We start from the raw sequence: 15,538 nt of genomic DNA, 5'->3' as shown, positions 1-15,538 counted from the left end.
ATCGAGGTCATTCAACTTGGGCGGAGTTGGTAGCCGCCCGCTTTCGCGCTTGCGCCAGCAGTCCAGCTTCACCATCGGCAATGCGTTGCCGCTCGCGGTTACAGAATTGCTGATGCGCCAAGGCCCGCTGGCTGCACTCCTCCAGCATCGCCTCGACGGCCGCGCCGGCTGCACCGCCCGTTCCCGTTCGGGTCTGGACCACTTCTTCCGGATTCGCGAGCGCCTCGAGCCTGTCGGCAGTCAGCTGCAGAGGTCGGCCGAGAACCTCCCGGGCCGCGTTGGCGAGAATTTCCCGCGGCACATCTCTGGCGCCAGGGTCCGCTGCCAGAGCTTCCCGAACAGCCAGCCCGACCAGACGATGTGCCTGACGGTAGGTGGCGCCTTCTTCCTGCATGATGGTCTCGGCGAGATCCGTTGCGTGAATAAAGCCCTCGCTCGCGCGCTCGCGCATGAGTTCGGTGTCGAAAGACAATCCGCGAACCACCTCCGCGAGGAGCTTTGCCGTCCGAATGCCGGCGTCCAACGATCGCGGAACCTCACCGATGGCGAAGATCCGATTATCCATTTGCGCCGAGGGGCTTTTACCGACCGCAGCCATGGAAACCATTTTGCCGAGCATGGTGCCAGAAATGCCACGAACGAAGGCCAGCGCGTAAGGGTTTTTTTTCTGCGGCATGATCAAACTGATGCGCGCGTGGCGATCCGCCAGCTCTACCAGCCCGAATTCCTTGGTATTCCAGATCTGCAAATCCTCGGCGAGACGGTCGAGATGGAGGAAGACCGCCATCAAATCGGCCATCACCTCAAGCGGCTGGTCAACCTGCCACATGGCGTCACGGGTGTTTCGGATCGGCTCGGCGAAACCCAATAAATCGGCTAGACGCTCCCGATCCACGGGCAGGCGAGTTCCATTGATATTCCCGATGCCCCCCGGGCACTGATCCGTGCGGCGGTAGGCCTGCTCGAGGCGCTCGAGATCGCGGAGCGCCGGGTAGGCAAAAGCAAGGAGGTAGTGCGCGAGGCTGCTCGGCGTCGCCGGTTGCAGATACGTGTAATCCGGCATCACGGTATGGACGTGCTCGCGTGCCTGAGAGACCAGTGCGTCCAGCATCCCGAGGACTTGCTCGGAGAGGCCCAGCAGGCGATCGCGGACGGCCAATCGGTAGGCGATCGTCGCCGGTTCCCGGCGCGGACGGCCCGCACCCAACCAACCGGCTGCTTCTTCGTCTCGCGCGCGTACCCACGCCTCGCGGTTGGAGTAGACATCCTCGAGAGCGTCATCGAGCGGAAATTCCTCCACCGGAATCTCGTGCAGTTCCAACAGCTGCCGCAGCAAGCGTTGGCCTGCCTCCGCGGGAACGACGCCAACCTCGAGCATCATCAAAATGTGGGCGAGGTCGGCGAGGCTGCATCCCTTGTGCAGAATCGGAGCGTCCGCAATTTCGAGTCCGTAGGCCGCTTCGCGCAATTCCGGGGCCGGACCTTCGCGCAACCGACCGCCTTCGCCTTGCCCCTTTGTGGAAGCCATTAATCCACCGAGACCTTCCGAATGCCGCGACCAACCGTCGGGTCCGCGGCGAGCAGAACCTCATCCATGGCGCGCGGTCGGCTCTTCTCCACACGAACAGCCTCGGAGTCACCACCACGCTTGAGCAGGCGCTGGAACCGATTCACGCCGGCCTGCAAAATCCGTCCGACCGAGTTCAGAATCGGGCCCGGATCGTCCCAGGCCGAATAGGCATAGGTGCGCCGACCTCGGTACGACTGCAACCAGGTCCACCACGTCAGTCTCTTTTCCGGCAGAAAATAGAGCATCACCGTCTTGAGGTCGCGCTCTTCGTGAATCCATTTCAGACCTTCCTGAAATTCGGTCTGCGGCTCAGTCGATTCTCCGAGGACCTCACGGTACCAGATATGCGGCAAATTAATTCCGGATGCCGTCACCACCGAATGCGGGAACCAGGTGCGCCCGCCGGTCGGTTCGGTGATCTTGAAGCAACCGTCACGTTGGTCTTTCTTGAATTCGACGACACCATAGCCAACGTGGCCGATGTCCTTGAGAATGCGTACGGTCTCTTCCGCCAACCAGGAGTCGCGGCGGCTTTCCGCGAGGGTCGCGGTCCCGAAACCGCGGGGATACATCCGCAACTTCCGGCCCGTCCAGACCGCCAGAGGATTCTGGTTTGCGTCGAGATAGGTCACACCCCACATCACCTGGCTATCGTCCCCGGGCATATACTCCTGGATGATCAGATCCTGGTGAACCGGGTAGGTCAGGTCATAGAGCTTGCGCAACATTTCCGCCGAATCCGCGAGGAAAAGTCGCGTATCAAAGGTCTCGCGCCAGGCCGCATTGGGCTGAAAGGGCTTGATCAGCGCGGGATAGGAGAGCTCTTCGAGAATCTTCTCGATATCGTGGTCTTCGTCCGTGAAGTACGTACGCGCGAGCGGAAAATCTCGCTCCATGGCGATCTTGTAGAAGGACTTCTTGTCCAGAAAGAGTCGGGCGACTTCCTTCTCGGGCAAGCGATAGTGAAAATATGGATCGAGTGCCTCACGTTCTTCAGAGATGATCTGGACATTCAAGTCTCCGCTGGGAAGCAGCACTCCCTTCTGGCCCTGCCTGGCCAATTCTTCGCCAATTTCAATCAGCGTCGCGACCAGACCCGGCCCACCCTTCTGGAAATCCGGGCAATGGATCTTGGTCGCATAGCGGGTTTGCGCTCCCGGTTGCTCGAGATCCGAGTCGATCGCGATCACGGGCACGCCGACGCGGCCGAGCGCGCGGCACGTGGCCATGCCATTTTGTCCGAGTCCCAGCACGACGGCTGGCGGTTGATCAAAACGAGGGAGATCCATTTTTACTCCTGAAAGCCGGGGCACCGTCCCGCAGGCATCCACGGGACCTCCCGGAAAGGGAACATGGGATCTCTTTGTCTAGGTCGAAAGGTCTCATCGCAAGTGCCGGCAGCGCCCGGCTGCCTCTTTTCCTATCTTCGGCTGATCGTTGCGGAAGATATAATCCGCCCAAAACCAAGACTGCCCCGAATGCCGATTTTGCGCTAGAACAAGTCTGGATGCCCACGAAAACCAATCGGGAGCGCTACAGCCCGCGCGAGATCAGGATTCGGCGTTGGTTCGAACGCCAAATCGAGGGTCTGGGCGAAAAAGCCCTGAAATATGGACTCGATCCGCTGGGCCAGGTGCTCGCCGGGCCGCTGCGCCTGAAGCCTGATCTGCGCCCGCAGCGCGCCATTGTTGTTCTCAGCGGAGGCATTCGATCCACGGGCCACCTCAACGCCACCAGCCGTGCCCGTCTGCAGCATGCAGCCAGACTCCACCAAGCCAATCCGGAGGCTCTTTTTGTCGTCTGCGGCGGGCCGAGGCGACCGGGCCGTCCGGTAAGTGCCTCTGCCATGGCCGAAATGGCGCAAAATCTGGGTGTCCCGGCCGAACAGATCCTCGAGGAAGGTCTTTCCAGTCGGACCGCGGAAAACGCCGAGGAGGCCTCTCTGCTCCTGCGGGAACGGGACATCCGGTCGGCGACACTCGTCACCAGCGCCCTGCATATGCGCCGGGCACGGCTCTGCTTCACCGCCCAGCAGATCCAGATCCACCCAGCGCCTGTGGATCGCATCGAAGGGGAGCCACCCGCGCGGGCCAGCCTGATCTCGCAAACACTCCACGAATGGCTGGGCCTCGCCTACTATAGGGCCCGCACCTGGCTGTGAGCCTCCGGGCCGTCGCCAGCCCCTGAGCTGGCGGAGCGCCAGCGAGAGGCCCCGGGGGCGAGAGACCCCGGGGCATCCCTGCTCACTTCGGACTTTCTCCTCAGGCCGGCGCTACGGCCTTGAGAATGAACTCGACAGAATCCGCCGTCGCGCCCGGGCTCAGCCCGACCAATCCATGACCCATGCCGTTCGCACGCCACTCGCCGAGACGCTCGCGGCAGTGCTCGGGCGAGCCGCAGATCGCAATCGCATCGACGAGATCATCGCTGACAGCTGCGATGGACTCCTGCTTGTTGCCCGCAACATAAAGGTCGCGCACCAGATCGGCGTTTTCGGTGAAGCCGAATCGGCAGAACATATCGTGGTAGTAGGTCCCCATGCCGCCGATATAGAACGAGATCATCGGCTTGAGAGCGCTGCGGGCGAAGTCGACATCCTCGATCGGCACAACCCCGAGGAACGGTGCGAGTTCAATCTCGGAGGGGTCGCGGCCCGCGTCCCTTGCGCCCTCGGCGATCCATTCCAAACCTTCATTAAAATGCTCGTAGGGCCAGAAAGTCGGCACCCATCCATCTGCAATGCGCCCCAGTTCGCGTACCGCCTTGGGCTGCAGGGAGGCCACATAGATCGGAATATCCGCGCGCACGGGCGTCATCGCCAACTTGAAATGCCGTAATTCGGCAAGCGTGCTTTGCTCCGGCGTAAGTCTCTCGCCGCGCCAGAGAGTCTTGCAGATCCCGATCGTTTCGCGCAGCCGGGTCAGAGGTTTGCGATAGGGCGTTCCATGAAAATTCTCGACGACGTTCTTGCCGCTGGTGCCCAGTCCGAGAATGACGCGCCCTTCGGAAATTTCATCCAGAGTCGCGGTGCTCATGGCTAATAGACCCGCCGACCGGCTGAAAACATTCGCAATGCCGGTCGCGAGCTTGATCCGCGTCGTTTCCTTCGCGATTTCGGTGAGCAACTGAAATTGCTCGTAACCCCAGGCCTCCGGAATCCAGATGGATTCGTAACCGAGGTCTTCGGCGATCCGAGCGATTTTCAGGACTTCCTTGCGGTCATAGCCCTGCCAGAACGGGACAACTCCAAGCTTTTCCTTCATGCAGAGTGTCGGTGCCAGAAGGAGCGTAGTCGCGTCAAGTCCCCGAGGTAAAACATCGATAAAACGTGGATTTCGTCTTTTCTTCGCTTTTCACTTGACGCCGGCATCGAAAGGGCGAATAAAAGGCGAATGGACAGCTACCAGGAATTCCACGGCGCGCCCTCACAGCGGATACCGAATATTTCCGCGCAAACTCCAAACCTCGTCGACGGATCGGTCGACAGATCGGGCGACAGATCGGTCGACGGATCGGTCGACGGATCGGTCGACCGATCGGCCGACCGATCGGCCGACGGCGCGTCGATGACCGGCGGATCCGTGACCGACGGATCCGTGACCGGCCGTCAGCATCGCCTTCAGGCAGGCCGGCAAGTCGCCACGCGGATTCATTATCTCTACACCCAATCGCGACAAATCCTGACCGAGAATGCAGGACTCTACGGAGACCGCGGCTGGCAGCTCCAGCCATACAGCGGGTGCGCCAAGGACGTACAGCCCCCCCACACGGGTGCCGCCACGACCGACAAACGCCCTAAGGGAAGGTCGTCCGCAACATCAGCCGAAACCTTTGCGGATCGCTCGAACACCCCCGGGCGCGCCAGACGAGTCGTCGTCAACCCGGCCAGCCCGGAATTACTCCAGGAAACGCTCGCCAGCCGGCGCTGGCGGTCCGCACCGATCACCCTTGCGGGAGCTTCCGACTGCTACCAGCCGATCGAGAGACAGCTTCGTCTCACCCGGCGATGTCTCGAAGTCCTGGCTGCGGCCAGAAATCCGGTTGTCATTCATACCACTTCCGACCTCGTCCTTCGCGACCTCGACCTGCTCGCCGGCCTCGCCCGTCGTCGCTCGGCTCAGGTCCACCTCTCCTTGACGACTCTCGATGACGAACTCGCCGAACGGCTCGAGCCGGGCCATACGCAGCCGAGCGCCCGGCTGGCTGCCATCCGAAGACTCGCCGACGCTGGGATCCCCACCAGCGTTGTGGCCGCCCCGATCCTCCCGGGTCTGAACGACTCGGAGATTCCTGCCATCCTCGGGGCGGCCGCGCAGGCGGGTGCGCGCAGCGCTGCCTGGAACCTCGGGGGACTTCCGCACGATACAGACAATGCGTTCTGGAACTGGATCCAGACAGATCGACCGATGATGCAGAAGAAAATCGACTACGGCCGGCAAAACAGTTCGCGATCCGCGGAATCGCCCAGCGGCGAGTCCACCGGCGATCACAACGTTTCAGCCGCCTATCTTGCCCAACTCGACGCCCTCTTCCAATCCAGCGCGAGGCGCTATGGCCTCGACCGCCCCCTTCCCCTGATGGATGGCGCGCACTTCCGACGGCCGACCGTTCAAGCCTCGAGTTGACCTCCAGCACGGGTTCTCGCGCGACCGCCTCTGCCTCGCTATGCTAGATGGAGTATGAGCGCGACAAATTCCGAACCGCTTCCGGCTTCCAGTGGAATCCAGCTCGTCCCGGACATGCCCATCTGCCAGCAAGATCTTCCGCTTGATTGGTATCAGGCAGCCTTCAAGCCGTATGCGGAGGAATATCTGGCGCTTCCGGACCGCAAGCCCGGGACGGTTTTGCCCTGGATGGATAGCTATATCCAACCGGCGCTCAAGCATTTCGGAGACGAACTTCTTCTCCTCGCTCACTATTATATGGGTGGCGAGATCGTGAAATTGGTCGAACGTTACGGTGGCCGAATCGCGGACTCCTATGAGCTGGCGCTGCAGGCCAAAAACCACCCCGAGAAAAAAGTCATCGTTGAATCAGCCGTGCACTTTATGGCGGAGTCCATTGCCCTCCTCGCCAATGAGGACCAGAAGGTGTGGATCACGAACCCCAAATCGGGGTGCACGATGGAAATGCTGGCGAAAGACCATATGGTCGAGCCGGTCTTCGAGGACCTGCAGAGCCGCTACGGCGACGATATTCTCGTGATCGCCTATATGAATACCTCCGGACGCGTAAAGGCTCTCGCCGGGCGAACCGGTGGCGCCGTCTGCACCAGCTCCAACGCGCAGGCCATTGTGAACTGGGCTCTCGAGCAGAACCGAAAGATCTTTTTCGTACCCGATCGGCATCTCGGCGAGGTTGTTGCCGGCTGGTGCGGGATACCTCCAGCAGCGCAATTCCAATGGGGCGGCGGTCTCGAGGGCGCAGCCCAGACGGTCGCTCAACTTTCCGCGACCGATCTCGAACGACTCGACCAGGCAAAGATGATTCTCTGGGGCAGCTTCTGTGGCGTGCATACGGTTTTCCAACCGCGCCATGTCGCCTATTGGCGGGAACGCGGCTATCGCGTGCTCGTCCATCCTGAATGCCCAAAGATCGTTGTCGACGCGGCCGATGGCGCCGGATCGACCAAATTCCTGTGGAATGCTCTTCTCGAGGCGAAACCCGGCGATCGGCTGGCAATCGGCACCGAAGGCCATTTTGTCCGCAATGCACGCGAGCAAGCCGCTTTGCGCGGCATCGAATTGGTGAACGTCGCTGATATTCCCAGCCCCGAATTCAGCTCGATGGGTTGTGGCTGCGCGACCATGTCGAGGAATGACCCACCCCACCTCGCGGCGACCCTCGATCTGCTGCGCCGCGGCGAAGCTCCGGATCTGAACCGGGTCCTGCCCGGCGATAGCATTGATGAAGTCACCGCACGCCGGGAGCGTCTGGACCCCGAAGAACGCGATGAGGTCGTCAAGAATGCGCGCCACGCTCTGGAGCGCATGATTTCGATCACGCAGGCCGCGGCCCGCTAGTCCGCCGAGGGCCGCTCGGGCGGGGCCACCGAGGCCAGCGCGCCTGCGGCCACCACTTGCAGCGAGCCGGAGCCGACCCAAAACCGCAAATGAGCCCCGCCCAGCTTGGCTACCGAGGCCTGTGCCAGCGAAGCGAGGCGTGGGTAGCCACTCAAAACCCGCGAGACGAGAAAATCGAGGCGCGCGTATTGGCCCGCTGCCGTTCGCGTCTCGATTATAAAACCGGTCTCCTCCAGAATTCGCTTCAGCGTGCCCGGTTGAAAAAGCACCACGTGTTCGGGGAACTTCAGAGAAACCCAGGATCGGCGCTGCAGCTTGGCGAGCAGACTATCCGTATTGGGCGTCACGAGAATCACCCGACCGCCAGGACGCAAGACTTCGCGGATCCGCAGGAGCGCCTCGCGAGGATCACGGAAATGCTCCAGGCAGTCCTGCAGGCTCACGACATCGAAATAGGAATTCGGTAGCTCAACCTCCGCCAGAGTTCCCCGACAGACGGTTCCCTTGCCCTGCAGAGCCTCGACCGCATCGGGACTCCGCTCGACGGCCCAACGCTCGGAGAACTTCCCCTCTGCCGCATCGAGGAGATAGCCAAACCCGGCCCCCACATCGAGTAATCGTCCACCCTCAACCTCTGGCGGCAGAGCTGCCAAACGATGGGCAAAGACTTCGCGAAAATCCTCCCCGCGCGTGGCGTAGTCCTCGTAGCCCGCACTCAAGCTGTCGGCATTCGCGAAATATTCCTGTTCGTAGAGCGAGCCAAGGCGAGCCTCCGAGGGCATCGGGTTCAGGTACCAGAGACCACAACCACGGCAGGCGACCATGCGGAATCCGTCCTTGGCCACCACGGGCTCGAAATCAGCGTCACCGCAAAGCGGACATGGGTGCTCCGTCCGATCGTCCGGCTGAAAATCATAGGCGCGCCGCCGCAGCGCCCGCCGAACCCGCAAGAGATCCCGGGCCATCTGCAAACTGTCCCGGATCAATCGGATCCTCGAGTCGTCGGAGTGGGTCAGGCGCACCGGAAAACGCTGTACACGCTCACCCTGATTCAAAGCCGCTGCCAGAATCTCGAAGTCAAAGCCGAAGCCCTCGATCGTCCGCATCGCAAAGAGCTTTCGAGCGGTATCCGCCCGGAAAGCTTTCAGACCGCATTGGCTATCGCGAAAGGGAAGTCCGATGGCCAACCAAGTGAGATACGAGAAGATCTGCCCCGAGAACCGACGCATCCATCCATAACCAAGGTTCACTTCCGAATCGGCCAACTCTCGGGACCCGATCGCTATGTCACAATCACCGGCTTCGATGGCGGCAAACATGGGCGTCAGGGCCGTCAAATCGTAGGGGCAGTCGGCATCGGTGAAAGCGATCAACTCATGCGAGGCCGCTCGCACGCCCGCCGAGACCGCAACGCCCTTCCCCCGATTCTCGGGAAGCCGAATCACCCGCACACCCTCGCACGCCGCAGCTACCTCCGCCGTCCGGTCGGAACTCCCATCATCGACGACGAGAATTTCGACCCCACGATCGAGCAGCGCCGAGGCACCCTTGAGAACCTCGAGGGTATGAGGCAGACGTTCCGCTTCTTCAAATGCGGGCACAATCAATGAAAATGGCGTCATTTCAGAAAATTCCGGAGCCACAACGGGCTGCGATGGTCCTTAACAGACGAAAACCCGCCCCCGAAGCCTTCTGGCGAGCCCCGGTTCCGACGGGTATCTTTTGTTTCAGTGGCTAGTTGGAAAATTCACGACTCTGAGGAAATCTACGATGTGCACGCCTGGGGCGGTGACTTCATGACCATCAACGCCGATGGACATATGGAAGTCCGCCCCCGCGGCGCTGGGGGACCGGGAATCGATCTCGCCGAGTTGGTCGAGCACCTCCGTCACCGCGGGGTCAACATCCCGGTCCTGGTCCGCTTCTCCGATATTCTCGCCACCCGAATCGAAAACCTCTGCCACGCCTTCGATGATGCCATTGCTGCCAATCGATATCGCGGCCAGCATCGGGCGATCTACCCCATCAAGGTCAACCAGCAACGGCACGTCGTGGAGGAGGTCCTCGACTTTGGACGACCCTTCGGCGTTGGCCTCGAAGCTGGCAGCAAACCCGAGTTGCTCGCGATCTTGCCCATCATGGACGGCGATGACTCGCTGATGATCTGCAACGGCTACAAAGACCGCGCCTATATGGAGATCGCTTTTCTGGCTCAGAAAATTGGCCGGAAGCCCATCATTGTTCTGGATCGATTCCACGAGCTCGAGCTTGCTCTGGACGTGGCACGCGATCTCGGCATCCGCCCGCACCTCGGAATCCGAGCCAAGCTAGCGGCCAAAGGAGCGGGACGATGGGTGGAGTCGGGCGGTGATCGTAGCAAGTTCGGGCTCACCGCAGATGAAATATTGAAGGCCATCGCCATCCTCGAGGAGCACGAGATGCTCGACTGCCTCGAGCTTCTGCACTTCCACGTCGGCTCCCAGATCACCCAGATTCGCGCGATCCGCGAGGCCGTCAAGGAGGCCGCTCGTTTCTATGTGGGACTGACGGAATTGGGGGCGCGGCTGAAGTATCTGGATGTCGGGGGAGGTCTTGGGGTCGACTACGATGGATCCCAAACGAACTTCAGTTCCTCCATGAACTACAGTGAACTTGAGTACACACGCGATGTCGTCGCCACCATTGCCGAGGTTTGCGACGAGAAAGGCGTGGCGCACCCGGATATCATCACCGAGTCCGGCCGCGCCATGGTCGCACACCAGTCCGTCCTGATCTTCAATGTGCTCGGCGTCAACGAAGTATCGCCGCGTGGCGCGGTGCCGCAACCCTCGGCCGACGAACACCGCGTCGTCCACAGCCTTTTTCAAACCCACCAGAATGCCGATGCGACCAATTTGATCGAGTCCTTCCACGACGCGACAGCCGCGAAGGAAGAAGCCCTCGCGCTATTCAAACTCGGCTACCTCGGCCTGCGCGAACGTGGGCATAGCGAGCGAATCTACTGGGCTTGCTGCGAAAAGATCCTGCGCCTCGCGGAGCAACTTGAATTCCTCCCCGATGAGCTGCAGGGCCTGGAACGCGCCATGGCCGATACCTATTACGGAAACTTTTCCGTATTCCAGTCTGCCCCCGACCACTGGGCCGTCCGGCAGCTCTTTCCGACCATGCCCATTCATCGCCTCGATGAAGAACCGACCCGCCGCGGTGTTTTTGCCGATCTGACGTGTGATTCGGACGGAAGGATTGACCAGTTCATCAACCGGCGGGAAACCAGACATGTTCTGCCCCTTCACCCACCCAATAATGAACCCTATTATATTGGCGTCTTTCTGGTTGGAGCCTATCAGGAGATCCTCGGAGATCTGCATAATCTCTTTGGCGACACCGACGCGGTCCACGTGCGGCTGGGCGAAAACGATCGAATCGAAATCGAACATATTGTGGAGGGGGATTCCGTCGAAGAGGTTCTCGGCTACGTACAATTCTCGCGAGCCGAATTGGTTGAGCGAGCGCGACGGGCGATAGAAACCGCCTTGCGCAAGGGGACCATTACCGTCGAGGAATCCGCGCGACTTCGCCGCCGCTACGAACAGGGACTCTCCGGCTATACCTACCTTGACGTCGAGGATGCCAAAGAAGAAATCTCGGTGATCCCACGAAAAGTCACGCAACTCCGATGACCCAAAAACCTGCCCCTCCGCGGATAGATTTCTCCACCATCGCGATCGTCCTCCTCGCCCTCGCGATCCTGCCGACAGCCTCCGCCGCGCACCCGGAGGATCGCGTCAGCCCCGTGGTCACGGCCGTGGAAAAAGTTCGCGATGCCGTGGTTAATATTTCTGCGGAGAAAATTGTCCTGATACATCCGGACCCGCTCTTCGACCGCTTCTTCTCGGATTTCTTCGAAGCTCCGATCCGGCAACGCCGCCGCACGCAGAAAAATCTTGGATCGGGAGTCATCCTGCGGGATACCGGCTTCATCGTCACCAACGCGCACGTCGTGGCTCGAGGAGAAAAAATCCGGATCCTGCTCGCCGATGAACGAGAATTGCCCGCCACCATCGTCGGTACGGACGAAGATTCGGATATCGCGGTGCTGAAAGTTGAGGCCGACAACCTGCCGTCGATCCCCTTCGCGACGGATACTTCGCCCATGACCGGCGAAACCGTGATCGCCATCGGCAATCCGTTCGGATTCTCGCATACCGTGACTACCGGTGTCGTCAGCGCGACCGATCGATCCCTGCGAACCGCGAATCGCAACTATCTCGATTTCATCCAGACGGATGCGTCGATCAACCCGGGAAATTCGGGAGGGCCACTTCTCAATATTCGAGGAGAACTTATCGGCATCAATACGGCAATATATGGAGGCGCACAGAATATCGGCTTTGCGATTCCGGCGAACCGCGCCCAAAGGATCGTGGAGCAACTGATCAATTTCGGCGAGGTGCGTCGAGGCCATCTCGGACTTCACCTGCAAGACCTCACGCCCGCGCTCGCGGATGCTCTCGAGATTCCCCACCAACGGGGTGTTGTGGTGCATAGCATTGATCTGGAAAGCCCGGCGGCCAATGCCTCGATTGTCCGCGGCGACGTCCTGATCGCCATCGACGGCAAGACTCCACGCGACGGAGCAGAATTCGCGGAACGATTGGCACGAATCCATCAGGAAGAAATTGTGTCCTTGACGATTCTCCGAGACGGACAGCCGATCGAGGTCGAACTCAAGGCAACTCCGATGACCGACAAAGTGATGCAACGCACTGGATGGCGCCGCATCGGACTGCGAACCGACCGTCCGGGGGCTCGCGGCGGGTTGCGAATTTCGAGAGTACGCGAGCGCTCTCCCGCGACCGGTGTCGGCATACGCCCGGGCGATATCCTCCTTGCCATCGAGTCTTTCCCGACCGATGATTCGGCGGAATTCAGCAAGGCGCTTCTGAAAATTCGCCGCAACGCGAGTGCACGTCTGACTGTCAGAAGGGGCCGTTCTGTATACCAATTAGGGGTTCGTCTCGAAAAGTGAGAGAAAACGGCGTCCTGGACACAGAAAAACTTCTTCGCTCCGTTTCCCCCTTTCACCCGATGTTGGTAGATGTCGAAGACCAAATTCTTGAGAGCCGCACGATCAGGCTCAAGCAACATGGAGACATCGAAATGCCACAGGGAAAGGTAAAGTGGTTCAACAACGCCAAGGGATACGGTTTCATCGTACAGGATGAAGGTCCCGAAGTGTTCGTGCATTACTCAGCCATTCAGGGCGACGGCTACAAGGCGCTTGCTGAAGGAGAAGAGGTTTCGTTCGAGATCTCCGACAGCGACAAGGGCCCCCAAGCCACAAACGTCTTAAAAATAGATTAGGCTTTCAGGCTTTTCCCGTTGGTGCCTCTCGCCAATGGGTCGAAGTTCATGCGATGATGACTGCATGAGGTTTGCTGAATTGACGCTTCTTTTCGTCGCGCTTCTCGTCGTCGCGACTTTCTCCGGGCCACCTGTGGCATTCGCAGGCGTGCGAGCCACCACCCAAAGCACGGACGGTCAAACCGGTGCGGAACCCGTGCTGACGGAAATGGAACTCTCCGGTTCTCGCCTTCGCATGGATGTCCAGAACCCCGGACAAGGTCGGCCGGCTATCTCGATGATTTTCGACGGCAAAAAGCAGGTCCTGCTGATCGTCAACCACGCAGACAAATCCGTCACGAGACTCGATGCCTCAACCGGAAATGCGATCCGCGAACGCCAGAAGGCAGCGCGAGCGGAGGTTCTGGCGAGACTCGAAAAGCTGCCACCTGAACAACGCGAGATGGCTGAAAAAATGATGGCCGGCCATAGCGGCGTCGGCGGCTTTCAGGACCCCGAACCCGCTCCCCCCGCCAGTCCGCTGCAGGTGCGAGCCACCGGTCGCGAGGACAGCGTCGCCGGACGTCCCTGTCGACTCTTCGAAGTCGACCAGGCAGGCTCCGAGACCGCAGAGATCTGCGCACAAACCTGGCAGGACGCAGGCGTCACCGAAGAAGATCTCCAGGCGCTCGAGCAACTGGGCGAGTTCCAAACCCGTATGATCGATGAGGTCGGGGGAAGTCCGATGGCCTCGATGCACCATCCCTTCGACCTCTTTCGGCAGGTCAAGGGCATTCCCTTGCGCACACGGCAAAAGGACGCCGGCGGTGCCGTTCGAGAAACGATCTTCACCAGTATCGAGCAGGTGCAAGTCGATCCCGGCAGATTTCAACCGCCAGCAACATACGCCGCAAGAGCTCTGATCCCTCAGGGGCCCTGAACGAACTCGGCGAGAAGCGCCTGGTCTACGACATCCACGATCCGGGCCTGCCGGAAGCTACCTGCCGGCGCCGGGGGAGTTCCTTGCGGAAAAACAACTCGGGAAAAATCCGGGGCCAAGCCGCGGCCGTCCGATTCGATATGGACTTCTTCGATGCGCCCCAACTTCGCGGCCAAATGATTGACCAATGCCTTTTCTCCTGCCGCTCGCAGGGCCGCCGCCCTCGCCTTCCGCACTGATTTAGGCATCGACGGCATTCGGGCCGCCGGAGTTCCCGAGCGCTCCGAATAAGGGAAGACGTGCAAATGGACCAGTCCGCAGTCGCCTATGAGCTCGAGCGAATTCCGGAACATTTCCTCTGTTTCCGTAGGGAAGCCCGCGATCAGGTCCGCACCGATGGCTGCCCCCGGGCGAAGTCTCCGCAGTCGTTGCGCAACTTCGACGGACTGCGCCCGGCTGTGACGACGCTTCATGCGCTTGAGGATCATATCGTCACCTGATTGCAGGGAAAGATGAAAATGAGGCATCAGGCGCTCCTCCTCTGCAACAGCCCGCCAGAGATCTTCGTCAATTTCGCACGGGTCGACCGAAGAAATCCGCAACCGTCGCAAGCCGGGGACCTCGTGAAGCACCCGTCGCACGAGCCCGCCCAGCGTGACATCCACGCCCAGGTCCTGACCGTAGGAAGTCAGATCCACCCCGGAGAACACAACCTCTCCTACGCCGGCCAAAATCAACTCTTGCACCTGAGCGACAACCTGTGCCACCGGCACGGATCGCGCCGGCCCCCGCGCGTAGGGAATGATGCAGAAGGTGCATCGGTGGTCGCAACCATTCTGGACCTGCAAAAACGCCCGCGTCCGACTCTCGAATCCAGGCAACAAATGGCCGGCGGTCTCCCGCACTTGCTGGATATCCGCCACCGATACTCTCGGCTGATCGGGTCGCGGCAACCAGCTAGCGGGAGCCATCTTTTCGGCATTTCCCAGAACCCGAGTCACCTCGGGCATGGCTGCGAATTTTTCAGCGGCGAGCTGCGCCGCGCATCCGGTCACCACGATCGAGGCCGACGGATTCTCTCGGCGCGCCCGACGAATGGCCTGTCGCACTTGACGCTCTGCTTCAGCAGTGACCGCGCAGCTATTCACAATCACCACGTCCGAGAGTCCCGCATCGAGCGCATGGCGACGCATGACTTCGCTTTCGTAGGCGTTCAAACGACAGCCAAAGGTGAGAACCTCGACAGAGCTTCCCGAGGAATCCTCCGGAGCACCAACGGACGATGTCGCCGGCAACTCGCAAACCGGCGAAGGACTCGTCGCCTCAGTGCTCGATATGGAGCGGTTCGTACCGGCCATCTTCCAGATCTCCGAAGATATCATCCACTTCCGGATGCGTGACCGGATCGCCGGACTCGTCCATCAAAAGATTCTGCTCGGAAACGTAGGCGGTGTAATGGGTCTTCTCGTTCTCCGCGAGGAGATGGTAGTAGGGCTGATCCTTCTTCGGGCGAATCTTCTCCGGAATCGCCTCCCACCATTCATCGGTATGATCAAAGGTCGGATCGACATCGAAAATCACACCACGGAAGGAAAGGAATCGGTGGCGAACAACCTCTCCGATTCGAAATTTGGCCTCGCGCGCAAGCATCCTCCCGTGATG

13 protein-coding genes are annotated in these 15,538 nt (G+C 60.4%); 7 read left to right on the top strand and 6 right to left on the bottom strand.

Annotated elements, in window-relative coordinates:
• Nucleotides 1–7: 7 nt before the first annotated feature.
• A complete protein-coding gene (gene argH / locus P8K07_00975) occupies nt 8–1,528 on the bottom strand; it encodes an argininosuccinate lyase (protein MDG1957092.1) in 1,521 nt (506 codons plus the stop codon).
• On the bottom strand, nt 1,528–2,859 hold the full coding sequence (locus tag P8K07_00970; GenBank protein ID MDG1957091.1) for a hypothetical protein: 1,332 nt from the start codon (nt 2,857–2,859) through the stop codon (nt 1,528–1,530). The genes argH and P8K07_00970 overlap by 1 nt, the downstream gene beginning before the upstream one ends.
• 218 nt (nt 2,860–3,077) lie before the next feature.
• Between P8K07_00970 and P8K07_00965 the strand changes: the two genes are divergently transcribed.
• Entirely contained in the window at nt 3,078–3,731 is a 654-nt protein-coding gene (locus tag P8K07_00965) for a YdcF family protein (GenBank protein MDG1957090.1), read from the top strand.
• Nucleotides 3,732–3,831: 100 nt separating this feature from the next.
• Here the strand turns inward: P8K07_00965 and P8K07_00960 are convergent, their stop codons facing one another.
• Nucleotides 3,832–4,833: an LLM class flavin-dependent oxidoreductase gene (locus P8K07_00960; protein ID MDG1957089.1), complete on the bottom strand. Its 1,002-nt coding sequence runs from the start codon at nt 4,831–4,833 to the stop codon at nt 3,832–3,834.
• Between the two features lie 129 nt (nt 4,834–4,962).
• Between P8K07_00960 and P8K07_00955 the strand changes: the two genes are divergently transcribed.
• Both P8K07_00955 and nadA read left to right on the top strand, forming a co-directional pair.
• Nucleotides 4,963–6,195, top strand: a complete 1,233-nt coding sequence (locus P8K07_00955; GenBank protein ID MDG1957088.1) for a radical SAM protein — start codon at nt 4,963–4,965, stop codon at nt 6,193–6,195.
• 54 nt (nt 6,196–6,249) lie between these two features.
• Nucleotides 6,250–7,593, top strand: a complete 1,344-nt coding sequence (nadA, locus tag P8K07_00950; protein ID MDG1957087.1) for a quinolinate synthase NadA — start codon at nt 6,250–6,252, stop codon at nt 7,591–7,593.
• Here the strand turns inward: nadA and P8K07_00945 are convergent.
• Nucleotides 7,590–9,215, bottom strand: a complete 1,626-nt coding sequence (locus tag P8K07_00945) for a bifunctional glycosyltransferase/class I SAM-dependent methyltransferase (protein MDG1957086.1) — start codon at nt 9,213–9,215, stop codon at nt 7,590–7,592. The two genes, nadA and P8K07_00945, sit on opposite strands and share 4 nt — an antisense overlap.
• 108 nt (nt 9,216–9,323) lie before the next feature.
• Between P8K07_00945 and speA the strand changes: the two genes are divergently transcribed.
• The 4 genes from speA to P8K07_00925 all read left to right on the top strand — a co-directional run bounded on the left by speA (nt 9,324) and on the right by P8K07_00925 (nt 13,876).
• Nucleotides 9,324–11,273, top strand: a complete 1,950-nt coding sequence (speA, locus tag P8K07_00940) for a biosynthetic arginine decarboxylase (protein ID MDG1957085.1) — start codon at nt 9,324–9,326, stop codon at nt 11,271–11,273.
• Nucleotides 11,270–12,622 (top strand): trypsin-like peptidase domain-containing protein, encoded by a 1,353-nt coding sequence (locus P8K07_00935; protein ID MDG1957084.1) that lies wholly within the window; start codon nt 11,270–11,272, stop codon nt 12,620–12,622. Before speA ends, P8K07_00935 begins: the two co-directional genes overlap by 4 nt.
• Nucleotides 12,623–12,753: 131 nt before the next feature.
• Nucleotides 12,754–12,957: a cold shock domain-containing protein gene (locus P8K07_00930; GenBank protein MDG1957083.1), complete on the top strand. Its 204-nt coding sequence runs from the start codon at nt 12,754–12,756 to the stop codon at nt 12,955–12,957.
• Nucleotides 12,958–13,021: 64 nt separating this feature from the next.
• Nucleotides 13,022–13,876 (top strand): hypothetical protein, encoded by an 855-nt coding sequence (locus P8K07_00925; protein MDG1957082.1) that lies wholly within the window; start codon nt 13,022–13,024, stop codon nt 13,874–13,876.
• Here P8K07_00925 and mtaB read toward each other — a convergent pair.
• Both mtaB and hspQ read right to left on the bottom strand, forming a co-directional pair.
• Nucleotides 13,864–15,234: a tRNA (N(6)-L-threonylcarbamoyladenosine(37)-C(2))-methylthiotransferase MtaB gene (gene mtaB, locus P8K07_00920; protein MDG1957081.1), complete on the bottom strand. Its 1,371-nt coding sequence runs from the start codon at nt 15,232–15,234 to the stop codon at nt 13,864–13,866. The two genes, P8K07_00925 and mtaB, sit on opposite strands and share 13 nt — an antisense overlap.
• Complete coding sequence (gene hspQ, locus P8K07_00915; protein ID MDG1957080.1) at nt 15,200–15,526, bottom strand: heat shock protein HspQ; 327 nt, start codon at nt 15,524–15,526, stop codon at nt 15,200–15,202. Before hspQ ends, mtaB begins: the two co-directional genes overlap by 35 nt.
• Nucleotides 15,527–15,538: the final 12 nt, after the last annotated feature.

This window comes from Candidatus Binatia bacterium, assembly GCA_029248525.1.
Classification (GTDB): domain Bacteria; phylum Desulfobacterota; class Binatia; order UBA12015; family UBA12015; genus UBA12015.
This window is presented reverse-complemented; position numbering and strand designations above follow the sequence as displayed.

What these genes read in the sequence shown, in the direction of transcription:
- argH (MDG1957092.1), bottom strand. Translation starts at nt 1,528, where the DNA reads ATGGCTTCCACAAAGGGGCAAGGCGAAGGCGGTCGGTTGCGCGAAGGT.
- P8K07_00970 (MDG1957091.1), bottom strand. Translation starts at nt 2,859, where the DNA reads ATGGATCTCCCTCGTTTTGATCAACCGCCAGCCGTCGTGCTGGGACTC.
- P8K07_00965 (MDG1957090.1), top strand. Translation starts at nt 3,078, where the DNA reads ATGCCCACGAAAACCAATCGGGAGCGCTACAGCCCGCGCGAGATCAGG.
- P8K07_00960 (MDG1957089.1), bottom strand. Translation starts at nt 4,833, where the DNA reads ATGAAGGAAAAGCTTGGAGTTGTCCCGTTCTGGCAGGGCTATGACCGC.
- P8K07_00955 (MDG1957088.1), top strand. Translation starts at nt 4,963, where the DNA reads ATGGACAGCTACCAGGAATTCCACGGCGCGCCCTCACAGCGGATACCG.
- nadA (MDG1957087.1), top strand. Translation starts at nt 6,250, where the DNA reads ATGAGCGCGACAAATTCCGAACCGCTTCCGGCTTCCAGTGGAATCCAG.
- P8K07_00945 (MDG1957086.1), bottom strand. Translation starts at nt 9,215, where the DNA reads ATGACGCCATTTTCATTGATTGTGCCCGCATTTGAAGAAGCGGAACGT.
- P8K07_00935 (MDG1957084.1), top strand. Translation starts at nt 11,270, where the DNA reads ATGACCCAAAAACCTGCCCCTCCGCGGATAGATTTCTCCACCATCGCG.
- P8K07_00930 (MDG1957083.1), top strand. Translation starts at nt 12,754, where the DNA reads ATGCCACAGGGAAAGGTAAAGTGGTTCAACAACGCCAAGGGATACGGT.
- P8K07_00925 (MDG1957082.1), top strand. Translation starts at nt 13,022, where the DNA reads ATGAGGTTTGCTGAATTGACGCTTCTTTTCGTCGCGCTTCTCGTCGTC.
- mtaB (MDG1957081.1), bottom strand. Translation starts at nt 15,234, where the DNA reads ATGGCCGGTACGAACCGCTCCATATCGAGCACTGAGGCGACGAGTCCT.
- hspQ (MDG1957080.1), bottom strand. Translation starts at nt 15,526, where the DNA reads ATGCTTGCGCGCGAGGCCAAATTTCGAATCGGAGAGGTTGTTCGCCAC.